Below are 19,108 nucleotides of genomic sequence, written 5' to 3'. Positions count from 1 at the left end.
TCAAAAAAATTGTTAATTAAATTGCCAGCAGCTCAGGCTCCATGGTCGAGGCCCCGCTTGTCGTTGGACACGCTTTTGATGCCGTTTTCCGCGAACAACCGCAGAACTTCGTCGCCAAGCGCGCGGTCGCCATGGGCTGGATACGTCATGCTGTAGAGCTCCTCTTGAAAACCTCCGAAGTCGTAAATGGTCTCGAAGGTATCCGCAACGCCGACGCTCTGAACCGACTCCTCCCAATGGGCCGAGAACAAGACGATGCCCTTCGGTCGGGCATGACCGCGCGCGAAATCTCGCAGAAGCTCCGTGTATGCATTGTTTTCCAATACGATGGAAGGGGCGCCATGCGCAAAAAAGCAACTCGGCATCATCGTGCTTCGCCCTCCTCGCCGAGATCCAGACTGGCATCCCGTCTTATCCAATTCAACACGTCCCTCGCATTCTCCTCCGTGACGCCGTGGTCGGCGGGATAGACCTTAAACGTGAGCAGCGGAGCACGCTCTTCGAGATAAGCCTTCGTCTCATGGCCGATCCGGATCGGGAAGACGGAATCGAACTCTCCGTGCGAGGCGAATACGGACACCTTATCCAGATTCCGCAACGGATATTCTTCCTTCACAAAGCCGGGTACGTACCCGTTCAAGGCCACGATCCCTTTGAGCGCGTCTCCCATCGTCAGCGCCAGCGTCATCGCCAGTATGGCGCCTTGGCTAAACCCGAGTACATAACGTTTCTCCGGATCGATGGGATATTGTTCGGTGGCGTCATCGATAAACGCCCGAAGCTCCTTAACCGAATCGTCGAATACGCTCCGTACCGGGTTGCCCAAGCTCACCAGCTCGTAATATTGATACCCGGCCCCCAGCGGCAGATTGCCGCGTATGCCGATAATGATGGCTTGCTCGGATAAGGGGGACACCAGCTCGAACATGTTTTTTTCGTTGGAGCCTTTGCCGTGCAGCGTGAACACCACCGGATATTTCCTGCCTTGCTCCATATTGGCCGGGAGATGTATATCGTAATGATACAACGAATTCATGGGAAGTTCTCCTTTTTTCTAAAATATTATAAATACAAATAAATATTATGTATGAGTAATTTAACTTGGGAAGACTAGAAAGTCAACCTCTTTTTTGTTAGTATGTATTTAAAGTTGCTATTACTAATATTATTCCGAAAGAAGGTAGCTTCTCATGGATATCGGATCAGCGATCAGATCCATTCGCAAACGCAAAAACATGACGATCGCCCAAATATGCGAAGAAACCGGCCTGTCGCAAGGGTTCATGAGCCAGGTCGAAACCAATAAAACGTCTCCTTCCATCTCTACGCTCGAAAATATCGCCACGGCCTTGAAAGTGCCTTTGGCTTACTTGCTGCTCAAAAAAGAAGATCGCATGGGCCAGGTTCGCGCTCACGAGCGCAGAACGACGACGAGCGGCACCGACCGCTTGAAGGTTGAGCATCTAAGCAGCACCAAAAACATGAGGATGATGCTGGTCGAATTCCCTCCGGGCGCCTCTACAGGCGAAATGCCGCATGCGCATGAAGGCGAGGAGGTGCATCTGGTCATTCGGGGCAAGATTTTCGCCCAGCAAGGAGAAGACGCCGAGGAGTTCGCGGAAGGCGATTCTTTCAGTTGGCATGCATGTACCCCGCACTGGGTCAAGAACGTCGGGGAAGATACGGCCATCGTGCTGATTTCCATCTATACGGAAGGCGAGCAAAGCCAGGATTTGCTGTAAATGTCCCCAAAACGATCGCCTCCAACGCCAAAAAGCCTACTCCATGTAACGGAATAGGCTTAAAGATTATGAAAGGATGAATCGGGATGGGAATTCCGCTCAACCGTGACCCTTCCACATCGAAATCCGTTTCGCCTCGAACTGGCTGCGGAAAGGCTTGACGTCCGGGTTGCCGGCGAGAGATTCATATAGACCGTTCTGCTTTAATTCCCTCGCCTTGACGTTATCCTCCAGATTCATCTTCAGCATCTTGATCATAATGGCGCGCAGCTCAGGCTGGTACACCGGACACATCAGCTCGATTCGCTTCGTCAGATTGCGGGTCATCCAGTCCGCGCTGGACAAATAAACTTCTTCCGAACCCCCGTTATGGAAATACATAACTCTGGAGTGTTCCAGGAATCGGTCGACAATACTGATCACTTTAATATTCTCGCTTCTTCCCGGGACGCCTGGCCGCAAGCAGCATACGCCGCGAATGATCAGCTCGATCTTGACTCCCGCTTGAGACGCCTCGTACAGCTTGTCGATGACCTCCTGATTGGACAGAGAGTTCATCTTCGCAATGATGTGGGCACGTTTTCCGGCCAGCGCATTCGCCTTTTCCCGGTCGATGAGGCGATATAACTTCTCTTTAAGATCGGATGGCGCAACACCAAACGCCTTCCACTCGTATGGCGAAGAATAACCCGTCACTTCGTTAAATAGCGCCGACGCGTCGCCGCCGATAACAGGATGGGAGGAAAACAGTCCGATATCCGTATATAGCGTAGCCGTGCTGTCATTATAGTTTCCTGTACCTACATGGACGTAACGACGCAGCGTGCCTTGTTCTCTGCGTACGACAAGCAGGATTTTGGCATGCGTCTTGAGTCCGACGAGTCCGTAAACCACATGGCAGCCCGCCTTCTCCAGTTGCCGCGCCCACGCGATGTTGCGTTCTTCGTCGAAGCGCGCCTTCAACTCCACGACGACGGTCACTTGTTTGCCGGATTCCGCTGCCTTCGCAAGCGCCTGAACAAGTGCGGATTGACCGCTCACCCGGTACAGCGTCATCTTGATCGCAAGCACGTTGGGATCATACGCCGCCTGCTCAACGAAGTCATTGACGGCCTCGAACGACTCGTAGGGATGGTACATCAGCACGTCGCGCTGGCGGATAACCTCAAACATATCGTCCGTGTCGTCGAATTCTCTTGGATAAACGGGCTCCAGTTTCTCATAGCGCAGATTGTCGTAACCCGGCAAGCTGCCTGCGAATCGCATAAGGAAGCTTAGATCAAGCGGCCCGTCTATCTCGAACAAATTATCTTCGATCTCTAATTCGTCACGAAGCATCTCCAAGGCATAGGGATCCATCCCCTTCACGACTTCCAGGCGAACCGGTATGCCCCAGCGGCGTCTCCGAAGCTCCTTCTCGATCTCCTCGAGGAGATCCTCCGCCCCTTCCTCGTTCAGCGTCAGATCGGCATTGCGCGTAATACGGAACGGATTAACGGAATAGGGCGTATAACCGTTGAACAGCGTATTGATGAACCGCTCGATCAATTCCTCCAGCAGCACGAACTCCAGCTTTTTGCTGTTAATCCTGCCTGGCACGGGAACGAATCGCGTCAGGATGGACGGAACCTGTACGATAGCGAATAACGGCTCTTCCTCTGGCGCCGCACCGTCGCGCTGCAGCAGCACGGCCAAATACAGCTCTTTGGAATGAACAAGCGGGAATGGCCGGCTCTGATCCACCGCCATTGGCGTCAAGACAGGGAATACAATTTCATGGAAATAGTCGGATACCGCTTTTGTCTGGGCGATGTTCAGTTCATCGATACTTCTTATGCAGATGCCTTCCTTGCCTAGTGAACGGAAGATCTCGCGGTACGTTTTGTATTGCTCGAAGACCATTGCGGTTGTACGTTTAATTAGCCGCTTCCATAGTCCAGCCGGCGTATAACCCGTGAAGTCCATTTTCGTCAAGCCGGCTCTCATCTGATCCTGAATGCCCGCCACACGGACGCTCATGAATTCGTCCAAATTGCTGGATACGATGGATAGGAACTTCGCTCTCTCCAAAAGCGGATTGCGCAAATCCTGCGCTTCCTCCAGCACCCTGCGGTTAAATTCAATCCAGCTTAAATCCCGGTTGACATAATGCGATACCTGCTTGGTCATCTTCTTCCTCCTACAGGATTCATGCTAATGACGATCTTATCCATTGTGGCGGACGACTATTATTGGCAGATTAACGTTTTGTAAAATATCCGTTAACTCCATGGATTTCTCCAATCCCGCTAAAATCTTCGGATCGTGAACTGACCGTTCCTCATCCGTTTCTCCAGCCACTGCAAAATGATTCGGCGGAAGATGGGTCTCGTGACGGGGAGCAGCAGGACGATACCAAACAGATCGGAGATAAAACCGGGCAGAAGCAGCAGCAAGCCGCCAAGCAGCACGCAAATGCCGTCAATCAACGAACGTCCGGGCATAATGCCGCTCTCTAACTGACGCTGAGCATCGAGCCACACTTTGCGGCCTTCCAGCTTCGCGAAATACGCTCCGGCAATCCCCATCCCTACAAGGACAAGGAACGTCGTCCACCCGCCAAGCCATTCGCCAATCTGAAGAATCCCCCAAAGCTCAATGATAGGCACAAGCAAGAGGAGCATGAGCAGCCATTTATACATCCTATTCCACCCCTTCGCCAAAAATTGATTCCATCCGCCTATTATTTGCCTGAATGTGCAAGTAACTTATACAGCTCCGGCATGATTCTGTTCATGCGCACGGGTTTCCAGTCGGAATCAACCCATACATGTTTGGTCCCGCCTTCCGCAAGCAGCTCGCCAGGCAATGCTTCGCCCTGAGGTATCGTCATGACGCGCCATTGCTCATCCGACTCCACTCGCCTAACTTCCGACGCAAAAGTCACTCGAAGCGCCGTACTCTCCTCAACCCGGGTGCATACTAACACGCGGTCGTCATATCGGGCAGGCGCGACATATCTGCATTGCAGATCCACAACAGGCAATAACAGACCTCTGCTTTCGATCGTTTTATAATCGTAGCCTGCACTTCGTATCCATTCAGTACGTCCGATCTCGAACCAGGTTACATAATTGCCATGGAATACGACGCTCATCTGATCCGTCTCTTGGTAACGAACGCGAAGCGGGTGCAGATGCCAAGATTGTTCCGACATCAAGCCTCGCTCCTTTCATCGATATAATTCCTTAGAATTGGAGAAAGAAGCGACGGTGAGTTCACCATCGCTTCTCCATTACTTCAATATGTTATTGCTTCAAGGTTACAGTACTTTGGATTGACCGGAGTAGACGACGCCCGTCTCCGCATAAACGGTTACTTCCATGCCATCATGCAGATTGTCCGTTGCGTTCGCAACGCCAAGGATGACAGGGATGCTAAGATTAAGTCCGCATACTGCCGCATGACTCGTAATGCCGCCTTGCTCAGTTATGACAGCGCCGGCTTTCTCGAATGCAGGCATATATTCTTTGTCAGTGGAGACAGCTACCAGGATGTCGCCAACGTTCATCTTGGAGATAGCTTCTTCAGCCGTGCGAGCAACGACAAGTTTGCCGGTTACCGTTTGGCTGCCGATGCCTTGGCCATGAGCCAGCAGCTCGCCAATATGATGGATTTTGATCAAGTTCGTCGTGCCGGCGCGACCTACAGGTACGCCTGCCGTAATGACGATCGTGTCTCCCAGACTAAGCAGACCCGTGCTCATTGCGCCTTTAACGGCAGTCTCGAACATTTCGTCCGTTGTAGACGCTTCTGCGCCTTTTACCGGAAAAACGCCCCAGCCAAGTGCCAGGCGGCGCATAATGCGCTCGTCCGTCGTTACCGCGATGATCGGCGATTTCGGACGGTATTTCGATACCATACGCGCTGTAAAGCCGCTTTGGGTCGACGTCACGATCGCTTTGGCGTTAAGGTCAAGCGCAGAGTTTGCAACGGATTGGCTCACCGCTTCCGTTACCGATACTTGCTGTGCGTTGGCTTGCTTGAGGAAGATTTCGCGGTATTCCAGAGCGCTCTCGGCGCGCTCGGCGATACGGGACATCGTCTGTACGGATTCTACCGGATATTTGCCCGCAGCCGTCTCGCCGGACAACATGATCGCATCCGTGCCGTCGAAGATCGCGTTCGCCACGTCGCTTGCTTCGGCGCGAGTCGGACGTGGATTGCGTTGCATGGAATCCAGCATCTGGGTTGCCGTAATAACCGGCTTGCCTGCGCGATTGCATTTTTTGATCATCATCTTCTGTACAAGCGGCACTTCCTCTGCAGGAATCTCTACGCCGAGATCGCCGCGCGCAACCATAAGGCCGTCGGACACTTCAAGAATTTCGTCGAGATTGTCGACGCCTTCCTGGTTCTCGATTTTGGAGATGATCTGGATATGGCTTGCATCATGTTTCTCCAGCAATTCCCGGATTTCCAGAACGTCGCTCGCTTTGCGCACGAAGGAAGCCGCGATGAAGTCGACGCCTTGCTCGATACCGAAGACGATATCGCCTGCGTCTTTCTCCGTAATGCCAGGTAACGAAATTTTGACGCCTGGTACGTTAACGCCCTTTTTGCCTTTGATAGGACCGCTGTTAACGATGCGGCAATGAATTTCAGTGCCTTCGACAGACTCGACCGTCAGACCGATCAGACCATCGTCGATGAGAACGGTGGAACCAACTGAAATATCGTTGGGAAGATTGGTGTACGTTACCGGAATACGAGTGCGATCACCCAAAATTTCCTCGGTAGTCAGCGTGATGGCATCCCCTTGAATCAGCTCGATCGGCTCTTCCTTCAGCTTGCCGAGACGAATCTCAGGTCCTTTGGTATCCAGCAGAATCGCAACGGAAGTGCCAAGCTCGGCGTTCGCCTTGCGAATGTTCTTGATTCGGTTGCCATGCTCCTCGAAGTCTCCGTGGGAGAAGTTGAGACGGCCGACGTTCATGCCCGACTGAATCAGTTTTTTTGTGTTTTCCAACGATTCGCTGGAAGGCCCGATTGTACAAACGATCTTTGTTTTACGCATTGTTAAGTTCCTCCGTTTATTGCCTGAATGTCTTTGTCTTTGTTTTTGTTCCAATATACATGCACGCCCGGTCCAGGCTTGTCCTTCGCGCGGGCGGTTGTAACGATTGTGCGGATTGTTAGTTCGTCGCAGGAGCCGCTTCCTGGTTTAGCTCGGCTGCGGCTGCCGTAGGCGCATCGGATGATTCGTCATTAACCGGCTCCTCTGCCTGCTTTACCTGCGCCATCTGGAAGTACCCGATCTTGCGGAATTTTTGGTACCGATCCTCGATAAGTTCCTCCCGCGATAAGTCGAGGAGTTCCTTTAGATGAACAATCAGCTCGCGCTTGATCGCAGCGGACTGGCATTCGAGGTCGCGATGCGCGCCGCCTTGCGGCTCCTCGATGATGCCTTCGATAATACCGAATTCCAGCAGATCCTTGGCGGTAATCCTCATCGCTGCGGCTGCCTCGTCGGCTCTTGAGGCATCCTTCCACAGGATGGAAGCCGCTCCGTTTGGCGATATGGCGGAATAGATCGCGTTTTCGAGCATCAGTACACGGTTGCCAACGCCAAGCGCCAACGCGCCGCCGCTGCCCCCCTCACCGATAACCACGCAAATAATAGGGACGCCGAATCCGGCCATCTCCCTCAAATTGCGGGCAATCGCCTCCGACTGACCCCGTTCTTCGGCAGTGTTGCCAGGATAAGCGCCCTTTGTATCAATGAATGTAATAATCGGGCGACCAAATTTATTCGCTTGCTGCATCAGACGCAACGCCTTGCGGAAACCTTCGGGATGAGGACTGCCGAAGAAACGGGCGATATTGTCTCTTGTGTCTTTGCCGCGCTGATGGCCGATCACGGTCACGGGCAAGCCGCCAAGCTTGGCAAGGCCGCCCACGATCGCAAGATCGTCCGCGAACAGGCGGTCGCCGTGAAGCTCCATGAAGTCGGTAAAAATTGCTCCGATGAAATCCAGCGACGTCGGACGTCCGTGATGGCGCGCCAGATGCATCTTCTGCGCGGGAGACAGCTCGTTGTACAGCTCTTCTTCGAGCTGCCTGCAGCGCTCCTCCAGACGGAGAATTTCTTCGGTGAAGTCGATCCCCTTATCAACGCTAAGGCTCTTGAGTTCCGTAATCTTTTGACGCAACTCGACGATCGGCTTCTCGAAAGGCAGCTCATTCGCCATCGAACGACACCTCCTTCACGGTATGCATGTCCAGCAATTGCGTTAATGTTTGTTTCATGTCCTTGCGATGAACGACCTTGTCGAGCTGGCCATGCTGCAGATTAAATTCCGCAGTCTGGAAGTTCTCCGGCAGCTTCTGGCGAATCGTCTGTTCGATAACGATCCGTCCGGCGAAGCCGATCAACGCGCCGGGCTCGGCCAAATTGTAATCGCCAAGGCTCGCGAAGCTGGCGGATACGCCGCCTGTCGTAGGATCCGTGAATACGGAGATGTACAAACCGCCGTCTCCCTGAAACTTCGAGAGCGCCGCGCTGGTCTTCGCCATCTGCATGAGACTCAAGATACTCTCCTGCATGCGAGCTCCGCTGGAGGTGGAGAAGATAATAAGCGGAAGGCGCTTCTCATGAGCAGCTTCTATCGCTCTAGTAATCTTCTCCCCAGCCACGGAGCCCATGCTGCCCGTAAAGAAGTCGAAACTCATAACCGCTACGACAACAGGGAATCCGCTAATGCTGCCTTCGCCCGTAACAACGGAGTCGCGCAGATTGGACTTTGCCTTCTGCTGCTCCAGCTTAACCTTGTAACCCGGGAAATGAAGCGGATCGACGGACTCCATCTCGGCGTCGTACTCAAACAAACGCCCGTCATCGAGCGTCATTCCGATCCGCTCCCACGCGCTAAGCCGGTAATGATGCCCACATGACGAGCACACCTTCAAGTTTTTCTCCAATTCCTTGCTGTAATGAATCGTGCCGCACTTGGCGCACTTGTTCATCAGACCTTCCGGAATATCGCGTTTGGGACGCTCCGTGGTCGCCGAAGGAATGGTTGCGTATTTTTTTTTCGAGAATAAGTCCTTAATTTGCACGTATGCGACACCTCTCAAGGCGCAATATTAATAATTCTGCACGTTATGGGCGGATGATGGAATTGAATACTTCCTGTACTTCCTCCAGCTCACCGGACGGTACCAGAATCTCATATTGCTGTTTGGACAGATTGACGGGCCGGATTTTGACCAAAAAACTTTCTTCCGTAAGCCGTTTTCTGATGTTTTCTGCCATTTTTGCTGTTGGTGCAATGTAAATAACCGTCCACATCATGGTACCTCCTGAAGCTTGACGCCAATGTCGAGCGGCAGTTGCCGCCACCTGGCATCTCAAGCCTAACGTTTCGCGAACGAATGACAGGCCGTATAGCACCGATTCGCATGGCAGGAAACCTCTCCTAGCCAGCATCGCGCTTCGAGTCATTGTCTTTTCTTTAGCCCCACCAAAGGCCATATGATGTCATAATGATAACATAGTCACTGCGATTCGGGCAAATGATATTGGTTCGCATTGGGGTCTCCATGCGCGATCCTCGCTGATGCGGCAGCGGCAAGGCCAGCCACCAAATCGTCCAGAAACACATGGATTTTTTCGCCCTTGATATTCAATTGGCGTATGATGCCCGGCTTCACCTTGTCCAGATAACCAAAGCTGGTGAGGCCGATCATTCCATAAACGTTCGTAATGCCCAGCGCCAGCGTTTCGTCGACGCCGTACAGAGATTCGTCCCGCTCCATGATGGCCTGCAGCGGCTCCGGCAGCAGCCTTCGCTCCGCTAACTCGTCGAGAGCTATGCCTGTGTACAGCACATATTGCACTTCGCGCTTCTCCAGCACCACACGAACGCTGACCTGACATTCTTCCATCGTCAAATCCGGATTATAGGGTCGCTGCAGCGTGTAAACGATCTCTGCGATGTCGTCGACACTTACTCCGCGTTTTGCCAGCCACTTCTCGATACCGTTCATTGGCTTCATCTCCTCGCATCCTCTTGGCTTGTATCTCTATGCATATGCTCGTACAGGCCATAATGTGCATGAGAATTGCAAGTAATGGACGCAGGACGTATCGGAAACCGGCATTTGCTGCTTCTACTTAATAACGACAGTGTCCGGTCCCAGCAGCCTCTCGATCGACGCCTTCAACTCCTGTGACGGGGAGACACGGTGACTGTCGTTTAAGGCGATAACCTTGCCTTCGCCTTCGTAAAACAACGCCGTATCAAGCTGGCCGGGATGCGAGACAAGCAACCGTTGAAGCTTATTCAGCACATCCGGTCGTTCTTTCTCCACCGTGATCTTAATGTACATACGCTGCTTCTTAGGCGGCTTAGCGTTGGCGGGCAGAGGTGACGAATCTTTGCTTGACGATTGGGGCACCGCGGGTCGGCCAGATCCGTTTCCGTAGCCGGAGCTCCGCGCAGCTCGGTTGCGGGCCTGCTGGCGAAGACGACCCACTTGAGCCGCGAGCGACTCTGTCGTCAGCTCTGGACCGATCGGCACGACTTCCTCGACGAGCAGCTTGTAGTCCTCGTCCTGCTGCTGGACGGTAGCCTGCACGATATACAGTCCTTCCCGCTCCAGCTTGTCCCCGCTTCGCTTCCACACGTTCGGGAACACGACGGCTTCGACGCGCATGATGCGGTCCTCAAGCTCCAGAAAGCCCATCGCGTTGCCCTTCTTGTTCGTAAACGGCTTCAGCCCCGCCACCATCACGCCTACGCAGGCGACATAACCGTCAGGCACGTCCGAAAGCTCAACGAGACGGTCCAGCTCCACTCCCTCCAACTGCTCGGCAGCATGGTCCAGCGGATGCCCCGACAGATACAATCCCAGCAGCTCCCGCTCAAAATCAAGCTGCTGCGACGTCGTAAACGGCCGTACTTCCGGCAGCTCCACATCCCAGTTCTGCACTTCCTCGAAGCCGAACAGCTCGATCTGCAGCTCTTCCCTCTCCTTGCGCCACTTTTGCGCGGTCTCTACCGTCTCGTCGAGAGCCGCCAGCAACTGGGCGCGATGCCCCGGGAACGCGTCGCAAGCGCCCGCCTGGATAAGCGACTCGAGCACGCGCTTGTTCACGACGCGCAAATCGACCCGCTTGCACAGGTCGAGCAGGCTGTCGTAAGGGCCGCTTTCCCGCTCTCTGGCAATCGCTTCAATCGCCTGCGTGCCTACGTTTTTGACAGAAGCCAGGCCGAAGCGGACGGAGCCGCCAACCGGCGTGAACGAAGCTCCGCTTTCGTTCACATCCGGCGGCAGCACGGGAATGCCCATGCGCCTGCACTCGTCCACGTATTCCGCCGTCTTGCGCATGTTGCCCGTGACGGACGCCAGCATCGAGGCCATAAACGGCACGGGATAATGCGCCTTCAGCCATGCCGTCTGAAACGCCAGCACTCCGTAAGCCGCTGCATGCGCGCGCGGAAATCCATAGTCCGCGAAGCGAACGATCATATCATAGACGCGGTTAGCGTCCTCCCCGGAATAACCTTGTCCCAGGCTTCCCTTGACGAAGTGGCTCCGCTCCTCATCCAGCACCTCGCGTTTCTTCTTGGATACCGCGCGGCGCAGCAAGTCGGCTTCCCCCAGCGAGAAACCTGCCATTGCGGAAGCGATCTGCATAATCTGCTCCTGATACACGATAATGCCGTAAGTATCGGCAAGAATCGGCCGAAGCGAAGGATGGGGGTAGTGCACGGCCTCCTTGCCGTGTTTGCCCGCAATATATTGCGGGATGAACTCCATCGGACCCGGACGATACAGCGCCAGCACCGAGATAATGTCCTCGAAATCCGTCGGCTTCATCTCGCGCAGCACCCGCCTCATGCCGGAAGACTCCAGCTGAAAGATGCCCGTCGTGTCGCCTCGCCCAAGCATGGCGTATGTCTCGGGGTCGGCATCGTTAACCAGTCTGAAGTCGATATCTTTGCCTTCCAGCTCCTTGATCCAGACCAGCGACCGCTCCAAAATGGACAGTGTACGCAGACCCAGGAAGTCCATTTTGAGCAGTCCCACCGCTTCCAGATGCTCCATGGAATATTGCGTCAGCGGAATCGACTCTCCGCCTTGCTGCAACGGCACGTAATCCGTCAGCGGTTCGCGGGAGATGACGACGCCGGCGGCATGCGTGGAAACATGCCGCGGCATCCCTTCCACCTTCATCGCCATGTTCAGCAACAATCCGGTCTTCGGTTGCCGCTCAGCGGCTTCCCGCAGTTCGGCGCTCGTACGGACCGCTTCGGCAAGCGTAATGCCCAGCTGGCCCGGAATGAGCTTCGCCGCGCGGTCCACCTCCTGGAACGGCACGTTAAGCGCGCGTCCGACGTCGCGAACGGCGGCTCTTGCCGCCATCGTGCCGAACGTGATGATCTGCGCGACATGCTCGTCGCCATACTTGGCCGCGACATAGGCGATCACTTCGTCCCGGCGCTCGTCGTTGAAGTCGATATCGATATCCGGCATCGATATCCGCTCCGGATTAAGGAATCTCTCGAAGAGCAGCTTGTACTTTAGCGGATCGACATCCGTAATCCGCAGCGTGTAAGCGACAAGACTTCCCGCCGACGATCCTCTGCCAGGTCCGGTTCGGATTCCCCGTTCGTGCGAGAACCGAATGAAGTCCCACACGATGAGAAAATAATCGCTGAACCCCATCTTCTCGATCACGGACAGTTCGTAAGCGAGACGATCCTCGGCTTCCCTGCGGAAATCCTCATTTTCCGTCCAGGCCGGAAGCGCCGCATACCGGCTCTCCAAGCCGTCCCGGCACAGCTCCGCCAGATACGACGAGGAATCCCTGCCCTCCGGCACGGGTCGGAACACCGGCAGCGCGGCACGGCCAAGCGTAAGCTCCAGATTGCACTTATCCGCGATCTCCACCGTATTCGCGATCGCCTCCGGCACATGGCGGAACAGCGATTCCATCTCGGAGGCGCTCTTCATATAAAGCTGATTTGTGCCAATGCGCAGCCGATCGCTATCCTCCACCGTCTTGCCGGTGCCGATGCAGATAAGCACATCCTGCACATCGGCATCTTCCGGCTGCAAATAATGCACATCGTTGGTAGCGGCGAGCGGGATTCCGAGCTCCTGCGCCAATCCGATCATCTCGCCCGCCACCTTCTTTTGCTCCAGCATGCCATGATCCTGCAGCTCCAGATAGAAGTCATCGCCGAATATGTCCCTATAGCGCAGCGCGGCCGCCTTCGCTTCTTCGCGGCGATCATGGAGCAGATGCTGGGACACCTCCCCCTTCAAGCACGAGCTGAGACAGACCACTCCCTCGGAGTGGGCCGCGAGGGATTCCATGTCGACCCGAGGTTTATAATGAAATCCTTCCAGGTGAGCGATCGAGCTAAGTCTCATTAAATTCCGGTAACCGGTCTCGTTTTTCGCCAGAACGATTAGATGATAGGTTGGATTGTCCTTGCGCGCCCCCTTCTCGAAGCGCGAGCCCGCCGTCAAATAAAGCTCGCAGCCGATAATGGGCTTAATCCCCTGCGCCAGACAAGCCCGATAAAACGGAATCGCTCCATACATGACGCCATGGTCAGTCAGAGCGAGCGCCTTCATCCCGAGCTCCGCCGCTCTGGCGGTGAGATCGCGAATGCGCGCCGCCCCGTCCAACAAGCTGAATTCGCTATGCGCATGCAAGTGAACGAATGCTGCCTCTCTTGTTGCCGTCATCCCGATCTCTCCTCTCGCAATCCGAACATGGATTCGTATTCTTCTATTTTATCATAATTGTGCGGGACACGCCCATAGAATGATAGAAGAGGTTGTTGCATGCAGAGGAGGGGAAACATTTGTCCTATTTTTTGTCCAAAGCGGGACTCGATTTTTTTATTGCGTTCGGCATCGTGCTAGGAGGCTCCATGCTTGCGGGGGTCGGCTCCGTCTTTATGGCGTTGCCGCCGGCCACTGTCATGCTGGATACCGCGCTCCGGCTGAAAATATGGGCGATCGTTGCCGCGATCGGCGGCTCGGTCGATCCCGTCAGAGTCATCGAAAGCAACTTTACGGCCGGCCAACTGTCGCCGGTGGCCCAACAGATTGCGTTTATTATTTTCGCTTTCCTGGGGGCGCATATGGCAACGGAGCTTGTAAAGCTGGTTTGCAAAGGGGCGTCTTAACGCATGAGGGTGCCTTCCTTCTACCGATACGCAGATGCGCTGCGATTGCTGGGTGTATTCCTTGTAGGTTGCATCGTCGGGGGCGTGGTGCTGCACTCCCTGTTCGTGGCGAAGTTCGAGGCGATGTACAACACGGTGTACGGACTGGAGGCAAAGCTGGGGCAGTACGAAGCGGATATCGCGAAGCTCAAGCAATACAAGAATCAGCACACGGTGATCAAGAGCATTCAGATCCGCGTACTGGAAGAGTCCACGCGTTCCGCCCGCCTGGACCGGATGACGGAGATGGAGCTGGTGAAGCGGGTCAAGGAGGATCTATCCATCCTGCTCGGGCGCAGCATCTATGATATCGACGCCGATGCCAATCTTGTTCGAAAGCTGCTGGAATCCAAAACATACGAGGACGTAAGCGGCAAAGATTATGCAATCGAGCTCAAAACAGTGCTGCTGGCAGACAACGTGCTGCAGGTGTGGATGACGGTCCGCGTCAAGGCGAAACCTCCAGCGTGATAAGGCAAACTTCGCCGGAACATGGTACAATAGACGACGATAAGTTTCATTAGGCATACAAGTGCGTGTTCAAAAAGTTCGGTTTTCAGCACCGAGAAGATTGAAAGAAGGTAGAAACTGAGGAGCGGAGCGTAGTGAAAGCTACGTGAGCACCTGCAATGTTTCCGAAGGAAACATACTTCGTAAGCATTTGCTTAGTTTCGCCTGAATTCAATATTCGATGTCGAGTAAGCTTCTTGGCATACTTCGTGATCAAAAGCGTACTTTTTGAACAACCTCTACAAAGGAGTCGTCACAACATATGGGACAATTGGAAATGCTGCAATGGGTGCTGTTCCCTGTAATAATGATCTCGCTAGTACTGTCCGTCGTGTTCAGTTACAAGTCGAGACGTTCCTCTGACGGGAGGAAACGCGGCATCAATGCCGCACGAATGAACATCAGCATGGGCATCATGATGATGTTCATCTCCTTCATTCAGCTGTTCATGTCAAATGAATCGACGCTTAAGGTCGTCATCGGCGCCATCTTCCTGGTGGTCGGCCTGTTCAACCTCTTCGCCGGATTGCGCAATTTAAGCGCCTACCGGGCGACGGAGCGGGGATAATCCCCGCTCTTTTTTTGACTCAATAAGGATCGATCATCTGCGCGGTAAGCATCGCCTTCGCCGCAAGCCCCTTCGCGTCCAGCACCTCGATCTCCAGCTTGGAGAACTTCCTCGACAGCTCCATCGCCTTGGGCTTGATCGTCACCTCGCTGTCGATCTGCACCGGCCTTACATAATAGGAGGTCATGCTTTCCAGCAGGAAGTCCCGCTTGCCCGTCTCCCGAATCATTTGCCTCGCGGCTTGCATCATAAGCGTCGAGACGAGTCCTTCCGAAGCCATCCCGAGCGCGCCTGACATCTGCGGGGTAATGGCGCCGCGATAGCTGATGCTAGCTTCCTCCGTGCCATTCGACTCCGATTGAATGAAGCCGGACCACATCAAATCCTCGAAGGTCTCGCCGGATTCCGGCTGCTTGCCCGCGAACCGCATCGCGTCCAGCACCTCGCGCCGCGTCACGACGCCCAAAAGCTTGCGGTTGCGATCGACGATAGGCAAAAGATCGATCCCCTCCGCCGCCATCGTATGGGCTGCGGACGTCACTGTAATATTCGGCGCCGCCGTAATGGGATGCCGAGTCATCACGCGGTCAACGGCCGCATCATCGGCTGAGCCCATCGCATCCATCGCCGTAATCATGCCGATAACTCTGCCTCTGTCGTCTAAAACCGGGAAGCGGAAGTTGCCTGTCTCGCGCGACAAACGGTGAAAATCCGACAGATTGCTGCCGGATTTGATAACATCGGCCGGTTTGCTGAACGTCACGATGTCTTCGAGAAGCATGATTTTGCGCTTGATGAGCCGGTCGAACATCGCCCTGTTAATCATGGACGCGACGGTGAACGTGTCATGTCTCGACGACAAAACGGGAAGCCCCTGCTCGTTCGCTAACCGAACGATCTCCGCGCTTGGCTCGAATCCGCCGGTAATCAGTACGCCGGCTCCCTGCTCCAAGGCGCAGCGATGCGCGCTGACGCGATTGCCGACGATCAGCAGGCTGCCGCTATCGATATAGCTCATCATCGCTTCCAGCTCCATTGCACCGATCACAAACTTGTGAAGCGACTTGTCCAGTCCGTCTCCTCCGCCGAATAAACGGGCCTCGACGATCTCCGCCACTTCTCCGAAAGTCAGCTGATCCAGCGCTTCGCGCCGCTTGCGATCGATGCGGACGGTACCAATCCGTTCCTTCGTGCTGACAAGTCCGGAAGACTCCGCCTCCTTGAACGCCTTATAAACGGTGCCTTCGCTGACACCAAGATGTTTGGCGACGGCCCGCACCGATATTTTGGTGCCTACCTTAAGCCCTTGGATATGCTGCATAATCTGCTCGTGCTTCGTGCTCGTCACATTGCTTGGGGTGGAAGCCATCCATCGATCACTCCTCGTCTGCTACCATTATAGGAGATTGCAATGGAAATATCGACTACCAGTCGAATTGCAGCTTTGTCACCTTGAGAATGGCGTCGATAGGCTCATCGTCGGTCCCGTGCAATGTCCACTTGCGCAACAAAGCCTGGATCGAGATCGCATTAATGCCAGACTTGGCTCCGCTCCGCACGCAATCATGCCAATCGTATGTAATGGGAACGCGGTAACGCTGCTTATGAATGGGATAATTCTCGTATTCTATCACTTGAGAAGGAATTTCCTTGTATACGCTGGAGAACAAGAAGGTCCCGCTCTCGCTATAGGGTCTCTGAATCGGCTCCGTCTTCAAGTTAAGAGTATATTCCAACGTCTGTGTATGGGCGTTAACCCCGCAGCTGAATGAACCATGGGCAACGGCCGTCTTGTTATGCCGATGCGACAACCTGTAAGTGAACAAAACCTTGAAAGCCACATTGCAATAATTTGCTCTCACCTTGCGATAAAACTCGAACTCTTCTACCATCATTGCTGACTCACCCGGTTTCACCCATTTTCGCCACCAGTCTATCACTTTTGGTATTTTTATGATAATTATAATAAATCATCCACTTAAAAGTCAATGACTATAGACGGTATTTAAATCAAATACTATAGAACGTTGATCGAAAACCTGCCAAAACCCTATCGTTAGGCTGAGGTGACACGGATGAGCGACATTGGGCGCCAGATTGGCGAAAACATTCGGCTCGTGCGCAAATCCAAGGGATTAAGCCAGGAGCAGCTGGCTTTGCGCGCCGAGATCAACGCATCTTATATGGGACAAGTCGAACGGGGCGAAAAAAATCCGACCATCGATGTACTGGGCAAAATTGCTGCCGCGCTGCAGACGCCGTTGGAGCAGCTCGTGCAGGTTGGAAACTCAAACCGCATCGACGGCGGCGAAGCCGAAAGCTATTCAGACAAAATCATCAGTCAGATGACAGGACTGAGTGTCAAAGAGCAAGAAGTCGTCTATCGCTTCGTCAAGCAGCTCGTCCAGTTCCGGGAGATGGAGTAGCGAACGCCGCACCGGCGTCATTGGCTATGCCACGTTGCCGGAAACGAACGAACTTAGGTGAAATCCGTAAAAACAGCTGCATCCAAGGCATGCGATCCACGACAATCAAGGTGAAACGGCTGTCGCTGTCATTTGGCGGCGCAGCGCGTTTTATTCCGAGAATTATAGGTCAAGTATGGAGAAAACTTATACTTTCTTATAATTTAAAAAAGCGCCGATCCGTCAAAAACGGAGCGGCGCTTTCCATTCCAAGAAGGAAATGCAATTTGTCGGTAGTCAATGCAAGGTGTCCGTAATGAAATAAACACACATCCCCAAAAGCACGCTCACTTTCGCGAGTCGAGGAATCCGCTAATCAATTGTGCAATTATACACATTTCCCGGGCCAAAAGTGACTGAATCATACAATTTCGTTCAAATATACACAATTTTTGTCTGAATCAGGCCCATTCCGTCTTCACAGGAATATCATCATTTGAGTATAATTGTATAATTTAATTTATTTTAGAAAGCCGGACAATGAAATTTGTACATATTCGCATAATTTCCTAAGCCGACAGCCGAGCCAACAGTTTCATCTAAAATTCACAGCATCATGGCATTCTTCGCGGAGCTTAAAGATGATTCAAAAACCCTGAACATTCAGTCTCCCGCTATGTGTAACGGACATAACGAGGCTGTCGATTCATTGTGCGGACGGCAGCGCAGTTAAGTAAAGACTGATCGTAACGGACACCGCAGTCGCTATTTCGCAAAAATGGGGCCTGTTCAAATGGTAACGGACACAGACGACCTTACTTCCGTCAAAACCGCATAGAATGGGCGAAAATGCACCAAATAGCGTCATCTGAGAGGCCGTCGATTCATTGTGTGCAAAACTGAAAATGAAGCTGCAATCCATCATCGCCAACGTGTTAACGGAAGTGAGGGCCCATATATGTATCGTTTGGCGTGATTTTAAAATCTAACGGAACACTGCGACGTTATTCGTGAGAAATCCAGGCAAACCATGGACTTTTGCCTATCATAAGGGCTGTCAGTTCCATTAGATTTGCGAAGTGCTGCTTTTTGCCGAAATAACGCCTTTCAGTTCCGTTACACTTGCTCCCGTTCATTTCTTACCGGACATTTGCCCGCAATTTATATCGCACTGCACTTTGCAGCCTTCTTCCCCGCTTGTAAGCCGCGTCAATGGCCGCGTATTTTGCGCGCCTTCTTCTCGACCTGGCGATTCACGAAGTTTATGGCGGCCTGCTCTCTGCGCAGCACCTTGGCTCGCTTGACGTGGGACAGCGCCTCCCGCTTCTCCTCCGTCAGCAGCAGCATATTCGCGTTAGCCGCGATAATGACGATCGCGAACGCCAGCCACATGAACCAGAATACGCCGCCCGCCCCTCCCCATTCCGCAGAATCGACTGCCGCGAAAGCATAGAACAGCATTCCCGCCGCAATGAGAATATACATGAAGTGCTTCAGCTTCCCTTTGCCCTTTTTCTTCACCTTGCCCATTCCCCCTCGCATGAAAGTTCTTCAAGCCGTAGGCTCGTCCAACAACACCCCAGCGCTTCCGTCTTTCACGTACCTTGTCCGCGTTTCCTTGCAGTAAGCAGTATATGCCGGCATCTCGTTCCT

General features: G+C 53.6%; 19 protein-coding genes. 5 read left to right on the top strand and 14 right to left on the bottom strand.

Translation table 11 applies throughout. From position 1 onward, the window contains the following. Positions 1–32 precede the first annotated feature (32 nt). Together KJW29_RS03110 and KJW29_RS03105 are read right to left on the bottom strand one after the other, a co-directional pair. The gene (locus KJW29_RS03110; protein WP_214628721.1) at positions 33–368 is read right to left on the bottom strand and encodes a dioxygenase family protein; all 336 of its coding nucleotides are present in this window, start codon (positions 366–368) and stop codon (positions 33–35) included. Beyond that, positions 365–1,036: an alpha/beta hydrolase gene (locus KJW29_RS03105; protein WP_214628720.1), complete on the bottom strand. Its 672-nt coding sequence runs from the start codon at positions 1,034–1,036 to the stop codon at positions 365–367. The genes KJW29_RS03110 and KJW29_RS03105 overlap by 4 nt, the downstream gene beginning before the upstream one ends. 154 nt (positions 1,037–1,190) lie before the next feature. Between KJW29_RS03105 and KJW29_RS03100 the strand changes: the two genes are divergently transcribed. After that, positions 1,191–1,742 (top strand): helix-turn-helix domain-containing protein, encoded by a 552-nt coding sequence (locus KJW29_RS03100; RefSeq protein ID WP_214628719.1) that lies wholly within the window; start codon positions 1,191–1,193, stop codon positions 1,740–1,742. Between the two features lie 99 nt (positions 1,743–1,841). Here KJW29_RS03100 and ppk1 read toward each other — a convergent pair whose 3' ends face one another. The 9 genes from ppk1 to KJW29_RS03055 form a co-directional block, all read right to left on the bottom strand. Further along, a complete protein-coding gene (gene ppk1 / locus KJW29_RS03095; RefSeq protein ID WP_214628718.1) occupies positions 1,842–3,911 on the bottom strand; it encodes a polyphosphate kinase 1 in 2,070 nt (689 codons plus the stop codon). A 119-nt stretch (positions 3,912–4,030) separates the two neighbouring features. After that, a complete protein-coding gene (locus tag KJW29_RS03090) occupies positions 4,031–4,423 on the bottom strand; it encodes an FxsA family protein (protein WP_214628717.1) in 393 nt (130 codons plus the stop codon). A gap of 41 nt (positions 4,424–4,464) precedes the next feature. Next, entirely contained in the window at positions 4,465–4,938 is a 474-nt protein-coding gene (locus KJW29_RS03085; RefSeq protein WP_214628716.1) for an acyl-CoA thioesterase, read from the bottom strand. A 105-nt stretch (positions 4,939–5,043) separates the two neighbouring features. Further along, positions 5,044–6,798, bottom strand: a complete 1,755-nt coding sequence (pyk, locus tag KJW29_RS03080) for a pyruvate kinase (protein WP_108993683.1) — start codon at positions 6,796–6,798, stop codon at positions 5,044–5,046. Between the two features lie 118 nt (positions 6,799–6,916). Further along, positions 6,917–7,972, bottom strand: a complete 1,056-nt coding sequence (locus KJW29_RS03075) for an acetyl-CoA carboxylase carboxyltransferase subunit alpha (protein ID WP_214628715.1) — start codon at positions 7,970–7,972, stop codon at positions 6,917–6,919. Continuing rightward, positions 7,962–8,840, bottom strand: coding sequence for an acetyl-CoA carboxylase, carboxyltransferase subunit beta (gene accD, locus KJW29_RS03070; protein WP_214628714.1), 879 nt, complete (start codon positions 8,838–8,840; stop codon positions 7,962–7,964). The genes KJW29_RS03075 and accD overlap by 11 nt, the downstream gene beginning before the upstream one ends. A 43-nt stretch (positions 8,841–8,883) precedes the next feature. After that, the gene (locus tag KJW29_RS03065) at positions 8,884–9,072 is read right to left on the bottom strand and encodes a glutamate decarboxylase (protein ID WP_087566622.1); all 189 of its coding nucleotides are present in this window, start codon (positions 9,070–9,072) and stop codon (positions 8,884–8,886) included. Positions 9,073–9,278: 206 nt separating this feature from the next. Beyond that, positions 9,279–9,779 (bottom strand): phosphatidylglycerophosphatase A family protein, encoded by a 501-nt coding sequence (locus tag KJW29_RS03060; RefSeq protein WP_246608555.1) that lies wholly within the window; start codon positions 9,777–9,779, stop codon positions 9,279–9,281. Positions 9,780–9,893: 114 nt separating this feature from the next. Beyond that, positions 9,894–13,487 carry a DNA polymerase III subunit alpha gene (locus KJW29_RS03055; RefSeq protein ID WP_214628713.1) on the bottom strand — a complete coding sequence of 1,198 codons (3,594 nt, stop codon included), beginning with the start codon at positions 13,485–13,487 and terminating at the stop codon, positions 9,894–9,896. 119 nt (positions 13,488–13,606) lie between these two features. Here KJW29_RS03055 and KJW29_RS03050 point away from each other — a divergent pair, with 119 nt between their 5' ends. The 3 genes from KJW29_RS03050 to KJW29_RS03040 all read left to right on the top strand — a co-directional run bounded on the left by KJW29_RS03050 (position 13,607) and on the right by KJW29_RS03040 (position 15,050). After that, positions 13,607–13,933, top strand: a complete 327-nt coding sequence (locus KJW29_RS03050; RefSeq protein ID WP_087566625.1) for a YtrH family sporulation protein — start codon at positions 13,607–13,609, stop codon at positions 13,931–13,933. Between the two features lie 3 nt (positions 13,934–13,936). Then, a complete protein-coding gene (locus tag KJW29_RS03045) occupies positions 13,937–14,443 on the top strand; it encodes a sporulation membrane protein YtrI (protein WP_214628712.1) in 507 nt (168 codons plus the stop codon). A 301-nt stretch (positions 14,444–14,744) separates the two neighbouring features. After that, complete coding sequence (locus KJW29_RS03040; RefSeq protein ID WP_214628711.1) at positions 14,745–15,050, top strand: YtpI family protein; 306 nt, start codon at positions 14,745–14,747, stop codon at positions 15,048–15,050. A gap of 19 nt (positions 15,051–15,069) precedes the next feature. On the opposite strand, the gene KJW29_RS03035 is transcribed toward KJW29_RS03040, so the two are convergent. Both KJW29_RS03035 and KJW29_RS03030 read right to left on the bottom strand, forming a co-directional pair. Then, positions 15,070–16,419 (bottom strand): DRTGG domain-containing protein, encoded by a 1,350-nt coding sequence (locus KJW29_RS03035; RefSeq protein ID WP_214628710.1) that lies wholly within the window; start codon positions 16,417–16,419, stop codon positions 15,070–15,072. A gap of 55 nt (positions 16,420–16,474) precedes the next feature. After that, positions 16,475–16,945, bottom strand: a complete 471-nt coding sequence (locus KJW29_RS03030; protein WP_087566629.1) for a hypothetical protein — start codon at positions 16,943–16,945, stop codon at positions 16,475–16,477. Positions 16,946–17,125: 180 nt separating this feature from the next. On the opposite strand from KJW29_RS03030, the gene KJW29_RS03025 reads away from it, so the two are divergent. Further along, on the top strand, positions 17,126–17,476 hold the full coding sequence (locus tag KJW29_RS03025; protein ID WP_087566630.1) for a helix-turn-helix domain-containing protein: 351 nt from the start codon (positions 17,126–17,128) through the stop codon (positions 17,474–17,476). 1,188 nt (positions 17,477–18,664) lie between these two features. Here KJW29_RS03025 and KJW29_RS03020 read toward each other — a convergent pair. Further along, entirely contained in the window at positions 18,665–18,976 is a 312-nt protein-coding gene (locus KJW29_RS03020) for a hypothetical protein (RefSeq protein ID WP_146200444.1), read from the bottom strand. Positions 18,977–19,108: the final 132 nt, after the last annotated feature.

Origin of the sequence: Paenibacillus agaridevorans, assembly GCF_018604145.1 — a bacterium.
GTDB lineage: Bacteria > Bacillota > Bacilli > Paenibacillales > Paenibacillaceae > Pristimantibacillus > Pristimantibacillus agaridevorans.
Note: the sequence above shows the minus strand (reverse complement) of the source record. Positions and strands in the feature narration are given on the sequence as shown.

Excerpts from the sequence above, each read along its gene's own strand:
- KJW29_RS03110 (WP_214628721.1), bottom strand. The coding sequence starts at position 368 with ATGATGCCGAGTTGCTTTTTTGCGCATGGCGCCCCTTCCATCGTATTG.
- KJW29_RS03105 (WP_214628720.1), bottom strand. The coding sequence starts at position 1,036 with ATGAATTCGTTGTATCATTACGATATACATCTCCCGGCCAATATGGAG.
- KJW29_RS03100 (WP_214628719.1), top strand. The coding sequence starts at position 1,191 with ATGGATATCGGATCAGCGATCAGATCCATTCGCAAACGCAAAAACATG.
- ppk1 (WP_214628718.1), bottom strand. The coding sequence starts at position 3,911 with ATGACCAAGCAGGTATCGCATTATGTCAACCGGGATTTAAGCTGGATT.
- KJW29_RS03090 (WP_214628717.1), bottom strand. The coding sequence starts at position 4,423 with ATGTATAAATGGCTGCTCATGCTCCTCTTGCTTGTGCCTATCATTGAG.
- KJW29_RS03085 (WP_214628716.1), bottom strand. The coding sequence starts at position 4,938 with ATGTCGGAACAATCTTGGCATCTGCACCCGCTTCGCGTTCGTTACCAA.
- pyk (WP_108993683.1), bottom strand. The coding sequence starts at position 6,798 with ATGCGTAAAACAAAGATCGTTTGTACAATCGGGCCTTCCAGCGAATCG.
- KJW29_RS03075 (WP_214628715.1), bottom strand. The coding sequence starts at position 7,972 with ATGGCGAATGAGCTGCCTTTCGAGAAGCCGATCGTCGAGTTGCGTCAA.
- KJW29_RS03065 (WP_087566622.1), bottom strand. The coding sequence starts at position 9,072 with ATGTGGACGGTTATTTACATTGCACCAACAGCAAAAATGGCAGAAAAC.
- KJW29_RS03060 (WP_246608555.1), bottom strand. The coding sequence starts at position 9,779 with ATGAAGCCAATGAACGGTATCGAGAAGTGGCTGGCAAAACGCGGAGTA.
- KJW29_RS03055 (WP_214628713.1), bottom strand. The coding sequence starts at position 13,487 with ATGACGGCAACAAGAGAGGCAGCATTCGTTCACTTGCATGCGCATAGC.
- KJW29_RS03045 (WP_214628712.1), top strand. The coding sequence starts at position 13,937 with ATGAGGGTGCCTTCCTTCTACCGATACGCAGATGCGCTGCGATTGCTG.
- KJW29_RS03040 (WP_214628711.1), top strand. The coding sequence starts at position 14,745 with ATGGGACAATTGGAAATGCTGCAATGGGTGCTGTTCCCTGTAATAATG.
- KJW29_RS03035 (WP_214628710.1), bottom strand. The coding sequence starts at position 16,419 with ATGGCTTCCACCCCAAGCAATGTGACGAGCACGAAGCACGAGCAGATT.
- KJW29_RS03030 (WP_087566629.1), bottom strand. The coding sequence starts at position 16,945 with ATGATGGTAGAAGAGTTCGAGTTTTATCGCAAGGTGAGAGCAAATTAT.
- KJW29_RS03025 (WP_087566630.1), top strand. The coding sequence starts at position 17,126 with ATGAGCGACATTGGGCGCCAGATTGGCGAAAACATTCGGCTCGTGCGC.